Raw genomic sequence first — 16,860 nt, forward strand, 5'->3', positions numbered from 1 at the left:
CTGAAATTAATTACTCTTCCTTCTGAAAGATTTCTTCTTTTTAAAACCTGATGGTTTTCTTTTTCGGGCATTTTCTTCATAAACAGGTCCCTCACCTATTTGGCTTGGTAAACTGTTCGTTTTCATTACTGATTTTTCAATCAATGCTTCAATACGATTGAATTTCTCCATGTCCATTTCGTTTATGAACGTTATGGCTTCTCCTTTAGTAGAGGCACGTGCAGTTCTACCAATTCTATGAACGTAATCTTCCGGATCTCCTGGAACATCATAATTGACTACAAGGCTTATATTTTCAACATCAATCCCTCTGGAAATAATATCAGTACCGATTAACACCTGAACTTTTTTAGATCTAAAATCACGCATGATGATTTCTCTTTCCGATTGGTCCAAGTCGCTGGAAAAAGCTTTTACGGTCATCCCTAAGTTCTTTAATTCGCGCTCTAAAGTTTTTACTTTGTCTTTTTTACCTGCGAACACAATAGCAGTTTCATACAATCCTGAACCTAAAATAAATTTAAGCAGAGGTGTTTTATGATCATCATAAGTTAAAAATGCTTTTTGAGAAATTCCTGCTGCTGGTTTTGAGATGGATAAACTTATTTCTTCTGGATTATTCAATATTGTTCCAGCAAGTTTTTTAATTTTAGGTGGCATTGTAGCCGAAAACAAAAGTGTTTGTCTTTTTACAGGCAATTGTTTTACAATTCTCATGATATCATCATGAAAACCCATATCAAGCATTCTATCGGCTTCATCTAAAATTAAATGCTGCACATTGTTTAATTGCGTTTCATTAGAGTTTAATAATGCAATCAATCTTCCAGGAGTTGCAACCAAAATATCTACTCCTGCTCTAATGGCTTTTTTCTGTTGTTCCCATGCAGCACCATCGCCACCACCATAAATTGCGATACTACTCGCATTGGTAAAATAAGAAAAACCTTCTATTTGTTGGTCAATTTGCTGAACAAGTTCTCTTGTTGGGGCAATTATAAGTGTATTTACGCCTTTTGATTCCGCACCAGTCGCAATTTTATGTAAAATGGGTAAAACAAAAGCTGCTGTTTTACCTGTTCCTGTTTGTGCACAGGCGATTAAATCTTTGCCTTCTAATATTTTGGGAATAGCTTCTGTTTGTATGGGGGTAGCTTTTTTAAAGCCCATCATCTCCAAACCTTCGCTTAGCGTGGGATGAAAATTTAAATTTTTAAATTCCAATTTCTTTAATTTTAATGATTTGAAACTTTGCAGTTTGTATCAAAGGTAATGAAATAGAAGGGATAATTAGCTAAAAATTAGGCAGATTCCATTAGGAAGTAGAATTTTCTGCTAATTCTGTTCGCGTTACGACATCGCGAATAATAACATCTAATTCCATTGCACTGGCTCGGAGTGATTCAATAATTTTAGCATTATCCTTCTGAGTAGTCTGTTCATACCTGTCCAAATAATCTAACAACCCTAAAAGTCTGGCTAGTGGAGCTCTCACTTCATGACTTTGAATCCATGCTATTTTTCTCAGTTTTTCATTCTGTACCTGAATTGATTTAATAAAATTTTTCCTGACAGAAATATCTCGGATAATGCCTTGAATCTGTCTTTCTGCTGTTATTTTACCGCTTATCTCAACTGGAATTCTTTTATTATCTAAAGAAATCAAAATTGCTTCTTCTAAAATGATTCCATTTTGATGAATAACTTCCGTTAACTTTTGTCCATCTTTTTCAGATAATTGAATAATATCATTCAAATTAAAGTGAATGTCAATATTAAGAGGGATACAAGTTAATTCGTGCCCGATTTCGTTCAATTCTAGTAAATTACCTTTTTCGTCAGCAAGAAAAATTGCGTCAGAAGCCTGAGAGACTAAATTCCTATATTTTTGCTCGCTTTTCTGAAGCTTTTGAGCGGATAGTTTACTTTCTGTTACTTCTCTTACCACTGCCAATACTTTGTATGAATTGATCGCCATGTACCTTGATTCGAAATATTTTCTACCATCTTTAAAATCCAGATAATACGAGTTTTCTGTTATTCTCTTGCTTTCAATTGCTCTTTTAATGGCATCAACTATTTCTTCAGCAAATTCTTTTTCAAACAATTCAAAAGTAGATTTTCCAATAAACTCATTTGGCTTATAAAATAATAATGATTGTTGATAGGCATGAAAATCAAGGTAGCGACCTTCTTTATCATATATAAAAATCAAATCGGGAATAGCATGTACCATAGAAGTCAGATATTCATTATTTTCAGCGATCTGTTTTGTTTTTTCTGACAAAAGTGACTCTAGTTTTTCAGGTTTTTTCAATAATTGATAAGTATACAAACTACTGCCAATAGAAGAGGCCAATGCCAGAGAAACAAATAAAAATATAATGACATAAATTATCGGATCTTGCTGATAATAGGCCGTAATTTTCCAACCTGCCTCATCAAAAGTGTACTCTAAAAATAATGAACTTAAGCTTTTATTGGATGTGAAATACTCTTCCTGACCAGAATTAGGATTAATTTTTGATAATTGAAAACTTACATTCTTAATTTTTGAATCTGAGATACCAGAAGCTTTTAAAAAGTCTTCCATTCTTATTAAGACTGCTGAAAATCCCCAAAAATCTTGTTTATGATAAATGGGTAATCTGCCGATTATACCTTCTCCACCTTGTTGGAATCCTAAAGGGCCAGCGTAATATATTTCTCGCTTATCAATAGCTCTTTGAGCTTCAATATTAGAATTGGAATCTTTAAGAATATCATAACCAATGACCGATTTATGCTCCTCATAAGGATAAACATATTGAATCTCTCCTTTTCTTAATATTTGCACTCCAAACAAATATGGATGTCTTTGAATGATTTCCCTTGCCACATAATTGAAATTTGTAATAGTATCCTTAACCGGATCAATAGTTAATCCAACAGAAAAAGCAGCGAGATTGCTGTTTGTCATTATCTTCCTGATGTTTTCAGTTACCAAATTGAGCTCAGATTGCAATTGTTGAAATTTTTGCTTCTGATAATATTGGTAACTGATGATTATGGTAACAGAAAAAATAATCGCGATAAATACGCCTACAGCAGTGGAAAATATGAATGCCTTATTTTTTGGGCCTCTAATTGGTTGGTTATTCATCCATTTTACTTAGTTACTTATGTAAGTTAAACTATTTTATTTTCATTATATACACGAAGCTCAAAATAAATATGAAGCTATATCATTTAGGAATGGGTAAATAATAAAAGCCTTGAATAGTGTCCAAGGCTTTTATAAAATTGTTAAATTTCAGACTGCATCTGAAAGACTAGTGAATGTAAAATCACGTATTTTCATGACAGGAATTAAATTCCCATTAATTCGTTGTTGCTGTCCTAATTCTTCCAAATTGTTTAACATAATTATCGGACTTTCATTAAAACGCATATTCTTTATCGGATGCTTTATTTTACCATTTTCTATGTAAAAAGTACCGTCACGAGTCAATCCTGTATAAAGTAAAGTTTGCGGATCAACTGCTCTGATATACCATAAGCGCGTAACCAAAATACCTCTTTTGGTACTTTTAATTAACTCCTCTGTAGTAGCATCTCCTCCCACCATAATGCCGTTGGCAGGTCCAGGAACTGGTTCTACTCCTTGTTTTTGAGCCCAATACCGATCGTAAGACATATTCTTTACTACCCCATTTTCTATCCAACTTGTGCGCTCTCTTGCTAAACCATCTCCCGACCATGAATTGGCTGGAACTTTATCATTGAAAGGATCAGAATAAATATTTACTCTTTCATCTACTAACTTCTCTCCTAGTTTGGTGCCGCCTCCCTGCTTGGATAGAAAGCTTCGACCTTCGTCTGCCTGCCTAGCTCCCATATTATAAAGCATGTTGCCGAGCAGTTGAGCTCCAGCAGCAGGTTCTAAAATAACGGTATATTTACCTGGTTCAATTGCCTTCGCTTCCCGACTCATCAAGGCTTTTTCCAAAGCAATTGCAGAAGCATCTACAGCATTAAATTGATTTACATCATTATAATCTCTTGAAACCCAACCAGAACCAGTTCCATCATTAGTTCGCATTGTCACTGTAAACTCCAGTTCAGAATCTTGAGAATATGCAAATAATCCTTTAGAATTCATAATGCTTGAAAAACCAGATGAATCTTCTAAATAACCTGCGGCAGTTACATCTTTTGCTTTAGCAGGACCAATACTGTTTTTTGCTACTTCGGCTCTGTATTCTGGAGTGATATCTGCAGTACTTTTAAAGTATGTTTTAGATTCCTTATATTTCTGAGGACCTAATGGTTCCATAAACTCAGGATTCTCTGGAGCTAGCATAGCTAATTCTTCTGCTCTCTTCACCACCTTCTTTAAGGATTCATCGTCAAACTCATTAATAGTGGAAGAAGCTGATTTTTTGCCGAAATTAGCAGTGACACCCAAACTGACATCGTCATTAAAACCACTAGTGCTAACTGTATTTCTTGCATAACGAATATTTCCTCTTCCACTTCCAGAAAGGCTTGCCTCCAGGCTGTCAGCAGTCGAAAAGCTTATCACTTTCTCTAATATTTGCCTTGCCTGTTCTTTTGATAATATTGCCATTTTTAAAGATTTAAAATTTAGAATTAGATGTTTCGTGCAGTATTAATAACATTCACACCATCAAAACGAGTAGTAGCACTACCATGTGAAACCGCACTAATTTGTGAAGGCTGACCTTTTCCATCAAAGAATGAACCGAAGGTTTTGTAATCATTTTCATCACAAATTTTAGAGCATGAATTCCAAAATTCTTGTGTGTTGGATTGATATGCCACGTCATTGACAGGACCCTTTATTTTTCCATTTTCAATCTCGAAGAATAAAGTACCTCCAAACTGGAAATTATAGCGTTGTTGATCGATTGAATATGAACCGCGACCAACTATATAAATTCCTTTTTCAACATCCTTAATCATATCATCTGGGCTGTATTTTTCTTTACCTGGAGCTAATGATACGTTCGGCATTCTTTGAAATTGAACATCATTCCAGCTTTGAGAATAGCAACATCCATGTGATGCATCTTCATTAATAATATGCGCCTGATCTCTTATTGCTTGATAATTTACCAAAATGCCATCTTTAATGAGGTCCCATCGTTTTGTTTTAACCCCTTCATCATCGTAACCAACAGCACCCAAAGTACCTTGTTGAGTTTTATCAGCAAAAATATTTACAATGTCACTGCCATATTGAAAATCTTTACTTTTCCATTTATCTAATGTTGCAAAGCTCGTTCCAGCATAATTTGCTTCATATCCTAACACACGGTCAAGTTCAGTAGCATGCCCAACACTTTCATGAATTGTAAGACCAAGATGATTCGGATCTAATACTAAATCATATTTACCTGCTTTGATTGAATCCGCCTTAAGCATTTCTCTAGTTTGCATACCAGCTAAGCCTGCATCTTCTATCATGTCATATCTGTCATAATAGTGCATAGTACCTCCTGGCCCTTCCTTTTTGCTTCCAGGAAGCGGGTACATATACTCAAACCCCATTCCCATAGGTGAACTTAAAGCCTGCCTAGATTTGTATTTTCCACTATCAGAATCTATAGAAGTTACATTGAAGTTTGGCCAAATTCTATGAACATCTTGATCTATATAGGAACCATCAGTACTGGCAAAATACTTTTGCTCATTAATCATAAATAATGCACTATTCACATAATTTGCACCATTATTTATCGCTTCAGCATTTGCAGATAAAAGCAAATCAACTTTTTCTTTTAACGGAACAGCTACTGCATTTTTCTCCAATGGCGTTTTCCAACTTACGTCTCCATAAGCTTGAACTGGTGCCAATTGTACTGGATCAGTTTGTATTTTACCATTCGCTTTTGCAATAGCAGTAGCAGTTTCAGCTGCTTTTTGAATACCTGCTTCGCTTACATCTCTAGTGGAAGCAAAACCCCAGGTTCCATTGGCTATAACTCTTACACCCACACCAAAAGATTCAGTGTTGACTGCATTTTGCAATTTATCTTCTCTAGTGAAAATATATTGATTTAAATATCGACCAATACGAACATCAGCATAAGTAGCTCCGTTTGATTTGGCTGCATTTAGGCCAATATTGGCAAGTCTTTTTTTCTCAAGAACATCTAATGGACTTTCAAGAAGCCTGTCCATATCCACCGCATTACCTAATAATGGTACGGTCAATAATGCACCTCCTATTCCCATTCCTGCTAGTTGTAAAAACTCTCTTCTCCTCATTTGGTTAATATTAAAAATGAATTGATTTATTTTGTGAAAATAATATCCGTTTAATTTCATTATATAGCTAATACAAAAGGATAAACGGCAACAGAAAAATTTAAGCGGATAAGCTTTGGAAAAAGACACAGAACGCAAAATAATACATGTGGATATGGATGCATTTTATGCTTCTGTTGAGCAAATGGACTACCCTGAATTGAAAGGAAAGCCAGTTGCTGTTGGAGGAAATAGACAAAGAGGAGTGGTTGCTGCTGCTAGTTATGAAGCCAGAAAATATGGCATTCACTCTGCAATGCCTTCCAAAATAGCTGCATCAAAGTGTAAGGATTTGATTTTTGTAAAGCCACGTTTTGAAAGATACAGAGCATTAAGTCAGCAAATTAGAGAGATTTTCTTTCGCTATACGGATTTAGTGGAACCCTTATCTTTAGATGAAGCCTATTTGGATGTTACCGAAAATAAGATGGGCATTTCAACAGCCACCGATATTGCATTGGAAATCAAAAAATCCATTAAAGAGGAAATTGGACTCACTGCTTCAGCTGGAGTATCCATCAATAAATTTCTTGCCAAAATTGCCTCTGATTATCGCAAACCAGATGGGGTTTTTATTATAAAACCCCATCAAGTACTGCCGTTCATTGAAGAATTACCGATAGAAAAATTCTTCGGTGTAGGTAAAAAAACGGCTGAAAAAATGCATAAATTAAATATCACTACAGGTGCTGATCTACAATCTAAAACTTTAAAAGAATTAGTTAAATACTTTGGTAAACAGGGTCGCTATTTCTACTCTGTGAGCCGTGGTGAAGATTACAGAAGGGTAAATCCAAATAGAATTCGCAAATCTGTTGGGGCTGAAAATACTTTTAATGAAAGTTTAAAAACCAAGTCTGAAATTTGGGAAGCTTTACAACCAATAGCAGAGAAATGCTGGAAGCGATACAAGCAAAGCGATGCTAATGCACATACTATTACTTTAAAGGTGAAATTTGATGATTTTAAGCAAATTACTAGAAGCAAATCATTTAATGAAGCAATAGAATCAGCAAATACCTTTGATAAAGGATTAGAAAGTTTAATGGATTCCTTTGATTTAAATCAAGCCGTACGTTTGGTTGGCTGCTCACTCTCCAATTTTGAAATCGATGAAAAAGTCGGAGATAATGGCCAGCTCACCTTAGGGTTCTAATAGAATTTATTTCAATTTTTCTGCAAACAATCTTTTCAATTTATCTACCTTGGGCTTAATCACAAAGGTGCAATAAGGCATACCTTGATTTCGAGTATAAAAATCCTGGTGCACTTCTTCTGCAGGATAAAAAGCTTCAAAGGCTTTAATTTCAGTGACTATTGGATCATTGAAAATTCCAGATGAATCTATTTTTTGCTTCATTTCTTGAGCAATATTTTCCTGAGCAGAATTATGCGTTAAAATTATAGATCTATAATGCGTTCCAATATCAGCTCCTTGTCTGTTTAATGTAGTTGGATCATGAACTTGAAAAAAAATCTCAAGAAGTTCTTTATATGAAATAACGTCAGGATTGAATGTTATATGGGCTACTTCTGCATGACCAGTTCTGCCCTGCACTACTTCTCTGTATGGTGGATTTTTAATATGTCCGCCAGAAAATCCAGATTCAACCTTTTCAACACCTTTTAATTTTCTTAAAACAGCATCAATACACCAAAAACATCCTGCACCGAAAGTTGCAAGTTCAAAATTATCTTTTCTATCTGTCATCATTTTCTACTCTTTTTTAGGAATAAACTTCAATAAAAAAAGGTCACCTTTTGAAGGTAACCTTTTAAAATAATTAATGTTGTGAAGTTTTATAAATCTAATTATTCACCACTCTTCAATTTATCAGCTTTCTTTTTCATTTCAGCAGCCTTTTCATTTTCTCCTAAAATAGAGTAAATGGTTTGTAGCGTTTCTAAAATTGAAACATCCTCAGGACGTAATTCAGAAGTTCTCACGAAATATTCCTCAGCTATTTTCCAATATTTGGCAGCTTCCGCTTCTTTCGCTTTACCTTCTTTTCTATAAGTGGCTAAATCCATATTATTAGCTTCTTTCTGTATTTCTGCAGCTTTATTATAATTATTGACAGCATAATTATATAATGCCTCAAAATTATTTGGCTCAATTTCTATAGCTTTCAAATACGCTTCAGATGCTTTGTCATACTGTTCTAATTCATCATATAGGATACCCAAATTTGAATATAAAAGCGCATTATTTGGCTCTTTTTTAATAGCCTCATTAAGTCTATCTTTAGCTTTCTCAACCTGTCCTAGTTCAATCATGAAGCTTATTTCTAACTTCTCGAAGTTATTTTCTTCAGGGAATTGTTCAGTGGCCATTTTAGCGACCTCTAAAGCCTTTTCGGTATCTTTATTTCCGTATCTCTCAATAGAAATTATACTTTCGTAAATTTCTTTTGATTGATAGTCTAGGTCAATTAAACGATAAAAGTATTTTAATGCTTTTTCGTTATTTTGCATCTGTTGTGAAACTATACCTGCATATAAAGTCGCTGTAGTATCTTCTGGTAACACTAACAAAGCTTTTTCAAAAGCAGTAAGTGCTGTTTCAAAATCTTTAGCCGAATAAGCGTCAGAACCTTGATTAATGAAACCGCCCCATAATTCTTGTACTTTCAAATCAGTTAAAGTATAGTATTTATCATCCTCTTCAACTAACTCAAATACTTTATTATAACTTTCAGAAATTTCTTTTACAATTTCTTCTGAAAATCCATCCCTGTCCAATATAGCCTGATAAATACTACCTCTTGTAAACCAAGTTTTAGGATCATTTTTCGTTTCTTCATCCTCAGTTGCTGGGTTGATCAATTCTTTTGCTTCTGTTAATTCTCCTTTTTCTAAGGCTCTCTCTGCTTTACGAACGTTTTTATTTTGCGCAAAAGCCTGTCCCACAACTAAAAAAAAGGCCAAAAATACTGCGATTTTTCTCATCTCTATTTTATTTATTTTTAAATTATTGTTCATTTATATATACTTGATTTTAATTTTTAAGATTCATTAGACTCTTCAGAATTATTATTATCACTAGAATCAGCAGATTCTTGATTATCAATATTTTCCTCTCCTTCTACTTCTTCTATATCATCAATTTTTTCTACTTTTTCAACCGATGAAATACTATCATTTTCATTTACTTTAATCAATCTTACCCCTTGTGTAGCTCTTCCCATAACTCTGAGTGTTTCTACTGCCATTCGAATTGTAATGCCTGATTTATTAATAATCATCAAATCATCAGAATCAATTACCTCTTTTATAGCAACGAGCTCACCAGTTTTTTCAGTTACGTTAAGCGTTTTCACTCCTTTTCCACCTCTTTTGGTTATTCTATAGTCCTCAATATCAGAACGTTTCCCATAACCTTTTTCAGATACTACCAATAAATTAGCGTTCTCTCTAGTGATGGCTACCATCTCTACTACAATATCTTTGCCATCTTTTAATGTAATGCCTCTAACACCAGCGGCAGTCCTTCCCATGGGCCTCACATTACTCTCATGAAAACGTATAGCTCTTCCTGAACGTGCAGCAATTATGATATTATTATCGCCATTAGTCATTTTAACATTCAACAACCTATCTCCTTCATTAATGGAAATAGCATTAATACCATTTGCACGTGGTCTTGAATAAGCCTCTAAGGTAGTTTTCTTAATGGTACCTTTTTCGGTACACATTACTAAGAAGTTATTGTTGATGTAATCTTCATTATCCAGATTTTCAACGTTTATAACTGCTCTAACTGAATCTTCTGATTCAATATTTATCAAGTTCTGAATAGCTCTACCTTTGGAAATTTTAGAACCTTCAGGCAGTCTGTAAACCTTAATCCAATATACTTTACCTAATTCAGTAAAGATTAAAAGGTAATTATGCGTCTTGGCAACGAAAAGTAGCTCAGTAAAATCATCATCTTTACTTCCAGCTCCTTTAGAACCAACCCCACCCCTTCCTTGGGTTTTATATTCGTTTAATAAAGTTCTTTTAATATATCCTTGGTGAGATAATGTAATCACTACATCCTCATTTGGAATCATATCTTCATCTGTGAATTCTTCAGCACTATGGATAATTTCGGTCCTTCTTTCATCACCATATCTATCCTTGATTTCCTGCATCTCATCTTTGATGATCTTCATTCTTAATTCCTCATCAGCAAGAATTGATTCTAAATATTCAATGAGTTTTTTGATCTCTTCAAACTCTTGGACTATTTTCTCTCTTTCAAGACCTGTTAGCCTCTGAAGTCTCATATCCAAAATTGCTTTTGCTTGAATTTCGGATAATTTGAATTTCTCCATTAACCCATTACGAGCAATTTCAGGATCTCTCGATTCACGAATTAATTTAATTACTGCATCTAGGTTATCTAAAGCTATTAAATACCCTTCTAAGATGTGTGCTCTTTTTTGAGCCTCTTCTAATTCATATTTTGTTCTTCGGACGATTACATCATGTCGGTGGTTGACATAATGTTTAATCATATCCTTCAAATTAAGTGTTTCTGGTCTACCTTTAACAAGGGCAACATTATTTACACTGAATGAAGTTTGAAGCTGTGTATATTTATATAAATTATTTAAAACAACATTAGGAATAGCATCCTTACGGATTTCATAAACTATTCTCAATCCATTTCTATCTGATTCATCTCTGATATCAGAAATTCCTTCTATTTTCTTTTCATTTACTAAAGCCGCAGTCTTTTCAATCATATTGGCTTTATTCACCAAATATGGTATTTCAGTTACGATTATACGTTCTCTGCCAGATGCAAGCACTTCTATTTCTGCTTTTGCACGCATCACAATTCTACCACGACCCGTTTCAAACGCAGCTTTCACACCTTGATAACCATAGATAGCTGCACCAGTTGGGAAATCTGGAGCAGAAATATGTTCCATTAATTCTGGTATAGTGATATCATTATTATCAATATAGGCATTGATACCATTAACAACCTCTGTTAAATTGTGTGGTGCCATGTTAGTGGCCATCCCTACCGCAATACCAGAAGCTCCATTCAATAATAAATTTGGAACCTTCGCTGGTAAAACAGTAGGTTCTTTCAAGGAATCATCAAAGTTAAATTGAAAATCAACTGTATTCTTGTTGATATCCGTTAACATTTCTTCCGCTATTCTTTTCAGACGAGCTTCCGTGTATCGCATAGCTGCGGGGGAATCGCCATCTATCGATCCAAAGTTACCCTGACCATCCACCATCTGATAGCGAAGTGACCAAGGTTGAGCCATACGTACCATAGTGTCATAAACAGCAGTATCACCATGAGGATGATACTTACCTAAAACTTCACCAACGATTCTAGCTGATTTTTTATAAGGTCTATTGTGTGCAAGACCTAATTCTTGCATACCAAAAAGTATTCTTCTGTGTACGGGTTTCAAGCCATCCCTAACGTCAGGCAAAGCCCTAGAAACTATAACCGACATTGAATAATCAATGTAGGCGCCTCTCATTTCATCTTCTATATTAATAGGGATGATTTTCTCATTTTCTCCTTCAGCCATAGATTTGTTTACTGTCTAAAAATAAATAAAGTGCAATTTAGGGATTTTTATTAAGTGCTGACAAAAATAATCATTTCATTTACGTTTTAAAAAGGGAAAAGCTTCTCTTTTTTCATTTAAATTATACGGATGATTTCTGCCTACTTTTGGGTTTTGCCATTTGTAAATGGGTTGACCTCTAAATTTTTTATCAATATGATGATGTTCTTTTTGAGCCTCGCAATTACTTATCGGACATTTCTTAAATAGTGGGAAACTAACTCTAAGACCAACTTGAAATTGCAAATTCCACATATTCGTTTTAACTGATTGACCTGTAGGCAGAAAAGTATTAATAGATTTCAAATCTACAGATGGACGCATAACTAATCGGAAGTATTCTGAAAAGTTTTTCTCTACGGGAAAACTAAGATTCCAATAGCTACTAGTAGAAATATTCTCGGATGGGAAGGCACTATCTGATAATCTAAAATTCCCATATTCTACATCAGCAAAATAAGAAAAATCCCAAAAATCGTAATAATGAACTCCAGCGGTTAAATAATATTTGCGTGTAAAAAATCTGGAAAAATCAGATTCATAATTTGCAATATAATCAGGGAAACCTTTCAACTCTAAATTCGCTTTGGAATTCAATTCAAAAGTAGCTCCTGCCCCTACTCTAAATCGCTGATAATTAAAGTGGATTTTTAAATGAATGGGAATTACATTTCCACCGCCTACTAGTCTTCTTTTCAAACTATCTATGACATAACTTCTGTTTTGATCAGGTTCGTTTAAATTAGCTCTATACAGAATGGAGGTAGATAAGTCCAATGTATCTGATACATAAGGCCGGTTAAGCCAATTGCTAATTCCAACTGGATTTCCTAGTGTATCTTCTGCCAATAAGTATAATTGGGAATTATTACTATAAATTTCATAATCATCTAAATTCTGTCTGTAGCGAGTTGAACCATAACCAATCGCAACTTCAGCTGAAAAATGACTGGCAATTTTTCGGAAAAAGTTAGCATCAATATTGGTATCATTAGGAGGTGGTCCCCATGGATTAAACACCTGTCCTAAAGCAGGCGATATTGCAAAACCGCCTACCATTAGCGTGATGAGAATGAAGGATTTTATATAGAAATGGTTTTTCCTCAACGAATGATAGTTTTAATAGCACAAAAGTACAAAAATTATGCTAATGGATGTTGAAACATTTATTTAACCTCAAATGCTTCTAAAAATTCGTTAAATAGTGTTACTTCTGATAGACCGGTTTTATTTCCTATAAGCTTTAATTTCTCCCATTCCGTTTTTCTTATTTTTCCAGGATTTAGAATATCCTCTTCACTTTCTAAGAATAATGAAGAAATGAATCGTATTAAAAGATAGGGAGAACCCAATACTCTAAGTTTGTATGAGACTGTTGCATCGTTTGCTTTGTCTAACGTATATTTATCAAATAAAATATTAAAAATTTTATGGATGATAGCATAAAATTCATCCTCCCAAACATCAAATTTCTTAATTAAAAATTTCATACAATCTGCAACAGGATCTTTTGAAAGAAAAAAACCACCTTTCGAAAGTTTTCGTGCTTTTTTCTGTAAGGTCATCTCTTCTTTGAAACTGATGCTATTGTTTGCCATAGATTTTCCTATCACAGGGCTCAATAAAATCAGAGAAAGGAAATCATGATTACTAATTTCAAAATAAGGTGCAGTTTTCTCCAGAAATTCTTTTCTGAATTGATCAATAATTTTTTCAATTTCTTGATTCTCAATGATAACTGCTATTTCTGCTTCCGTGAACATAAGGATTTACAATTTTAACAATAGGAAAATTACATTAAATAAAATCATAATACAATATAAATAGATGGACCATCCAATTATTTAGATGGAAAACACCAAATTAGTTTACAAATTTACTTTATGCTAAAATAATATCTGATTTTGATAGTCATAAAAAAGCCGCAACAAAAATGAAAAAATCACATTTGCTGCGGCTTTAACCTTTAAAAATTCAATCAATTACATTGTTTCAATTTTATTATCGACTGGATTTCCATCCTCATCAACTTTTACTACTTCTTTGATACCTAAAGCTTTAACACCTTCAAGCTGCGTTTCAGCATCGCCTACTATAAAGTAATTCATTTGATCAACATTCATATACTGACCCATGATTTTCTTCATATCCTCTACAGTATAAGCTTTCAATTCTTCTTGGTTTTTCTGAATAAAGTCTTTCGCCAAACCATAAGATGCTATCTGTTGTAAAAGACTAAGTTTTTGCCCTAAAGTCTCGTATTCTCTGGCTTCTTTTCTGATTAAAGCAGTTCTTGCTTTCTCCAATTCAGCTGAATCATAATTTTGCTTATACTCTTCAATAACTTCTTTGAAAGCAGCAACAGACTCTGGAGTAGTATTCGTTTTAACACTAGAATAAGCTGCAAAAGGAGCTTTTTGTGTACTTGAGCCTATTCCTGAGTATGCTCCATAAGTATATCCTTTTTCTTCTCTAAGAACCTGGAATAATTTACCACCAGAATTACCACCTAAACCATAATTAGCTACAGTCAATGGATAATAATCTGGATGATCTCTAGCTACTGCAAGACGTTGCATTCTGATAACTGATTGCTTTGCATTAGGGAAATTAGCAAAGTAAATTTTCCCTTCTTCATCCACACCTTTCATTTCATACTCAGGGAATGTAACTTCTTTAGCTGGCCATTTTTCGTTAAGACCAGTTAATGCTTTCTCAACTTGAGATTGCGTTACACTGCCAGCAATTTGCATGCTTGTAATGCTTGGAGAGAAATTTTTCTCATAAAAGCTTTTCAAATCATCCATTGTTATGGCTTGTACAGACTCTTCAGTTCCACCTAAAGGTTTAGCAAAAATATGATCTTCACCATATGTTAATTTGTTTGCAACAGTACTAGCAATTGAATTAGGGTTAGCATTTCTTTGCTTGATACTATTGATTTGCGCTTTTTGAATTCTATCAAATTCACCAGCATCCCAACGAGGTTCGAGAATCATTTCTTCTACAATAGCCATTGTTTCGTCAAAATAACGAGCCAAGCAATTACCGTAAATAACGATTTCTTCATTTCCAGTGTACATTCCTACACTTGCACCAATTTGACCAATTGCATCTTCTAGTTCTTCAGGAGTTTTGTTTTTAGTTCCTTCTTGCATTACTGAAGTAATCATATTTGCAATACCTGGCTTATTTGGGTCATCCAATAATCCACCACCTTTTATTCGAATACTAAAATTAACTAACGGTAATTCATTATTTTGAATTCCTAAAACTTCAATACCGTTTGCTAACGTAGTTTCATAGATTGTAGGAGGTGTAATTAAAGGCATTTCACCTAAAGGTGGCACTTGACTCCTATCAATTTCACTTGGTGTTTTTGTATAATCAGCGTCTATGTCAAGATCAGTCATTGTAGCTTCTTCCATAGGCTTCACTTCTTCAATCTTAACGGTTGCTTTCTCAGAACCTTCAACAATTAAATCTAATTGACCTTGAGGAACAAAGCTGGTGATTACTGCTGGTTTATCTTTAATGTACTTTTCATAAACACGCATCACATCCTCTTTTTCAACAGCTAAAATATTATTAATATCCTCAGTGATATAACCTGGATCTCCTTTAAATTCATTGTAGCTACTTAACTGAAATGCTTTTCCTAAGATACTTGAAATACCATTGTAAAAGCTAGTTTCTTGTCTTGCTTTAATTCTTTGCAAATCTTTATCAGAGAATCCTTCCTTTTCAAATTCAACCAAAGCTTCTTGTACAGCTGCGTAAACAGAATCTAAATCAACTCCATCTTTCGCACGAATACCGATGGTAAATTCGCCAGCTAATTCACTTGAGCTATTGTAAGAAAATACGCTTGGCGCATATTCAGTTTCTTCCACTAGTTTTTTGTATAAAACTGCTCTTTTACCTTGGCTCAAGATTTCACCTAAAGCGGATAGTGCCCATGAATCTGGATGATATTGTTCTACTGTAGGAAAGACCATTCTGAAATCTGGTACTTTAGCATAATCATCTTCATGGTAAAGTTTTTTATTTTCCTGTAAAACAACAGGATTTGGTGCCATTACTTCATCATTTCCTCTTGACTCAATTTCACCAAAATATTTTTTAATCCATGCTTTAACTTGTTCTTTGTCATAATCACCTGCTACTACTAAAGTAGCATTGTTAGGACCATACCAGTTATTATAAAATTCTTTTACGTCACCTAAAGTAGCTGCTTGTAAATCTTCTAACTCGCCAATTACTTCCCAGCTGTAAGGGTGACCTTCAGGATATAATGCTTTTTTAATTACATAACTTCTATGTCCGTATGGTTGATTATCTACTCGTTGTCTTTTCTCATTTTGAACAACAGGCTTTTCATCTTCTAAATCTTTCTTTGTAACTGCATTAATGAAAAAACCCATTCTATCGGCTTCCATCCATAAAATTCTTTCCAAAGCATCTTTAGGCACAACTTCGTAGTAAACAGTTCCATCTGTCCATGTTCCACCATTAAATGTTCCTCCTAAATCATTAATGTTTTTGAAGAAAGCTCCTTCTTCTACATTTTCTGATTTTTGAAACAACATATGCTCAAAAAAGTGCGCAAATCCCGTTCTACCTGGTTTTTCTCTACTAGATCCCACATGCATTTGTATTGCTACTGCCGCAATGGGGTCTGATTTATCCTCGTGAAGGACAACTTCCAATCCGTTAGGAAGTACATATTTTTCATAATCGATGGACAATTCTGCTTTATCGTCCGATTTTTCGCTTGGTTGACAAGCCGCCATGATACCAATAAAAAGTAAGCATGACCATACTGATAATTTTCTCATAATATGGTTTAAGTTTTAACTTCGAAAGATAAGAACAATATTTTATAAATAAATAGCTATACGAATGTATATCAACGGATAAGAAAACGGTTAGGTGGTAGCTGATTTGAGCAATAAATTTA

At 34.2% G+C, this 16,860-nt stretch carries 11 protein-coding genes; 1 reads left to right on the plus strand and 10 read right to left on the minus strand.

The annotated features are described in order from the left end of the window. Nucleotides 1-6: 6 nt before the first annotated feature. The 4 genes from VFM92_RS06965 to VFM92_RS06980 all read right to left on the minus strand — a co-directional run bounded on the left by VFM92_RS06965 (nt 7) and on the right by VFM92_RS06980 (nt 6,273). Nucleotides 7-1,224 (minus strand): DEAD/DEAH box helicase, encoded by a 1,218-nt coding sequence (locus VFM92_RS06965; RefSeq protein ID WP_325121476.1) that lies wholly within the window; start codon nt 1,222-1,224, stop codon nt 7-9. A gap of 91 nt (nt 1,225-1,315) precedes the next feature. Further along, nucleotides 1,316-3,142: a PAS domain S-box protein gene (locus tag VFM92_RS06970; RefSeq protein ID WP_325121477.1), complete on the minus strand. Its 1,827-nt coding sequence runs from the start codon at nt 3,140-3,142 to the stop codon at nt 1,316-1,318. 150 nt (nt 3,143-3,292) lie between these two features. Continuing rightward, the gene (locus VFM92_RS06975; protein ID WP_325121478.1) at nt 3,293-4,609 is read right to left on the minus strand and encodes a TldD/PmbA family protein; all 1,317 of its coding nucleotides are present in this window, start codon (nt 4,607-4,609) and stop codon (nt 3,293-3,295) included. A 23-nt stretch (nt 4,610-4,632) separates the two neighbouring features. Beyond that, nucleotides 4,633-6,273, minus strand: coding sequence for a TldD/PmbA family protein (locus VFM92_RS06980; protein WP_325121479.1), 1,641 nt, complete (start codon nt 6,271-6,273; stop codon nt 4,633-4,635). Nucleotides 6,274-6,388: 115 nt separating this feature from the next. Between VFM92_RS06980 and dinB the strand changes: the two genes are divergently transcribed. After that, the gene (gene dinB / locus VFM92_RS06985) at nt 6,389-7,468 is read left to right on the plus strand and encodes a DNA polymerase IV (RefSeq protein WP_325121480.1); all 1,080 of its coding nucleotides are present in this window, start codon (nt 6,389-6,391) and stop codon (nt 7,466-7,468) included. Between the two features lie 6 nt (nt 7,469-7,474). On the opposite strand, the gene msrA is transcribed toward dinB, so the two are convergent. The 6 genes from msrA to VFM92_RS07015 form a co-directional block, all read right to left on the minus strand. Beyond that, on the minus strand, nt 7,475-8,026 hold the full coding sequence (gene msrA, locus VFM92_RS06990; protein WP_325121481.1) for a peptide-methionine (S)-S-oxide reductase MsrA: 552 nt from the start codon (nt 8,024-8,026) through the stop codon (nt 7,475-7,477). 98 nt (nt 8,027-8,124) lie between these two features. Continuing rightward, nucleotides 8,125-9,261 (minus strand): tetratricopeptide repeat protein, encoded by a 1,137-nt coding sequence (locus VFM92_RS06995; protein ID WP_325121482.1) that lies wholly within the window; start codon nt 9,259-9,261, stop codon nt 8,125-8,127. Between the two features lie 56 nt (nt 9,262-9,317). Continuing rightward, on the minus strand, nt 9,318-11,861 hold the full coding sequence (gyrA, locus tag VFM92_RS07000) for a DNA gyrase subunit A (protein ID WP_325121483.1): 2,544 nt from the start codon (nt 11,859-11,861) through the stop codon (nt 9,318-9,320). A gap of 75 nt (nt 11,862-11,936) precedes the next feature. Then, entirely contained in the window at nt 11,937-13,007 is a 1,071-nt protein-coding gene (locus VFM92_RS07005) for a hypothetical protein (protein WP_325121484.1), read from the minus strand. Between the two features lie 59 nt (nt 13,008-13,066). Then, nucleotides 13,067-13,663, minus strand: coding sequence for a hypothetical protein (locus tag VFM92_RS07010; RefSeq protein ID WP_325121485.1), 597 nt, complete (start codon nt 13,661-13,663; stop codon nt 13,067-13,069). 219 nt (nt 13,664-13,882) lie between these two features. Beyond that, a complete protein-coding gene (locus VFM92_RS07015; protein WP_325121486.1) occupies nt 13,883-16,738 on the minus strand; it encodes a pitrilysin family protein in 2,856 nt (951 codons plus the stop codon). Nucleotides 16,739-16,860: the final 122 nt, after the last annotated feature.

Origin of the sequence: Marivirga sp., assembly GCF_035704835.1 — a bacterium.
Taxonomy (GTDB): Bacteria; Bacteroidota; Bacteroidia; order Cytophagales; family Cyclobacteriaceae; genus Marivirga.

Coding starts and splice junctions, on each gene's coding strand:
- VFM92_RS06970 (WP_325121477.1), bottom strand. CDS start 3,142: ATGAATAACCAACCAATTAGAGGCCCAAAAAATAAGGCATTCATATTT.
- VFM92_RS06975 (WP_325121478.1), bottom strand. CDS start 4,609: ATGGCAATATTATCAAAAGAACAGGCAAGGCAAATATTAGAGAAAGTG.
- VFM92_RS06980 (WP_325121479.1), bottom strand. CDS start 6,273: ATGAGGAGAAGAGAGTTTTTACAACTAGCAGGAATGGGAATAGGAGGT.
- msrA (WP_325121481.1), bottom strand. CDS start 8,026: ATGATGACAGATAGAAAAGATAATTTTGAACTTGCAACTTTCGGTGCA.
- VFM92_RS06995 (WP_325121482.1), bottom strand. CDS start 9,261: ATGAGAAAAATCGCAGTATTTTTGGCCTTTTTTTTAGTTGTGGGACAG.
- gyrA (WP_325121483.1), bottom strand. CDS start 11,861: ATGGCTGAAGGAGAAAATGAGAAAATCATCCCTATTAATATAGAAGAT.
- VFM92_RS07010 (WP_325121485.1), bottom strand. CDS start 13,663: ATGTTCACGGAAGCAGAAATAGCAGTTATCATTGAGAATCAAGAAATT.
- VFM92_RS07015 (WP_325121486.1), bottom strand. CDS start 16,738: ATGAGAAAATTATCAGTATGGTCATGCTTACTTTTTATTGGTATCATG.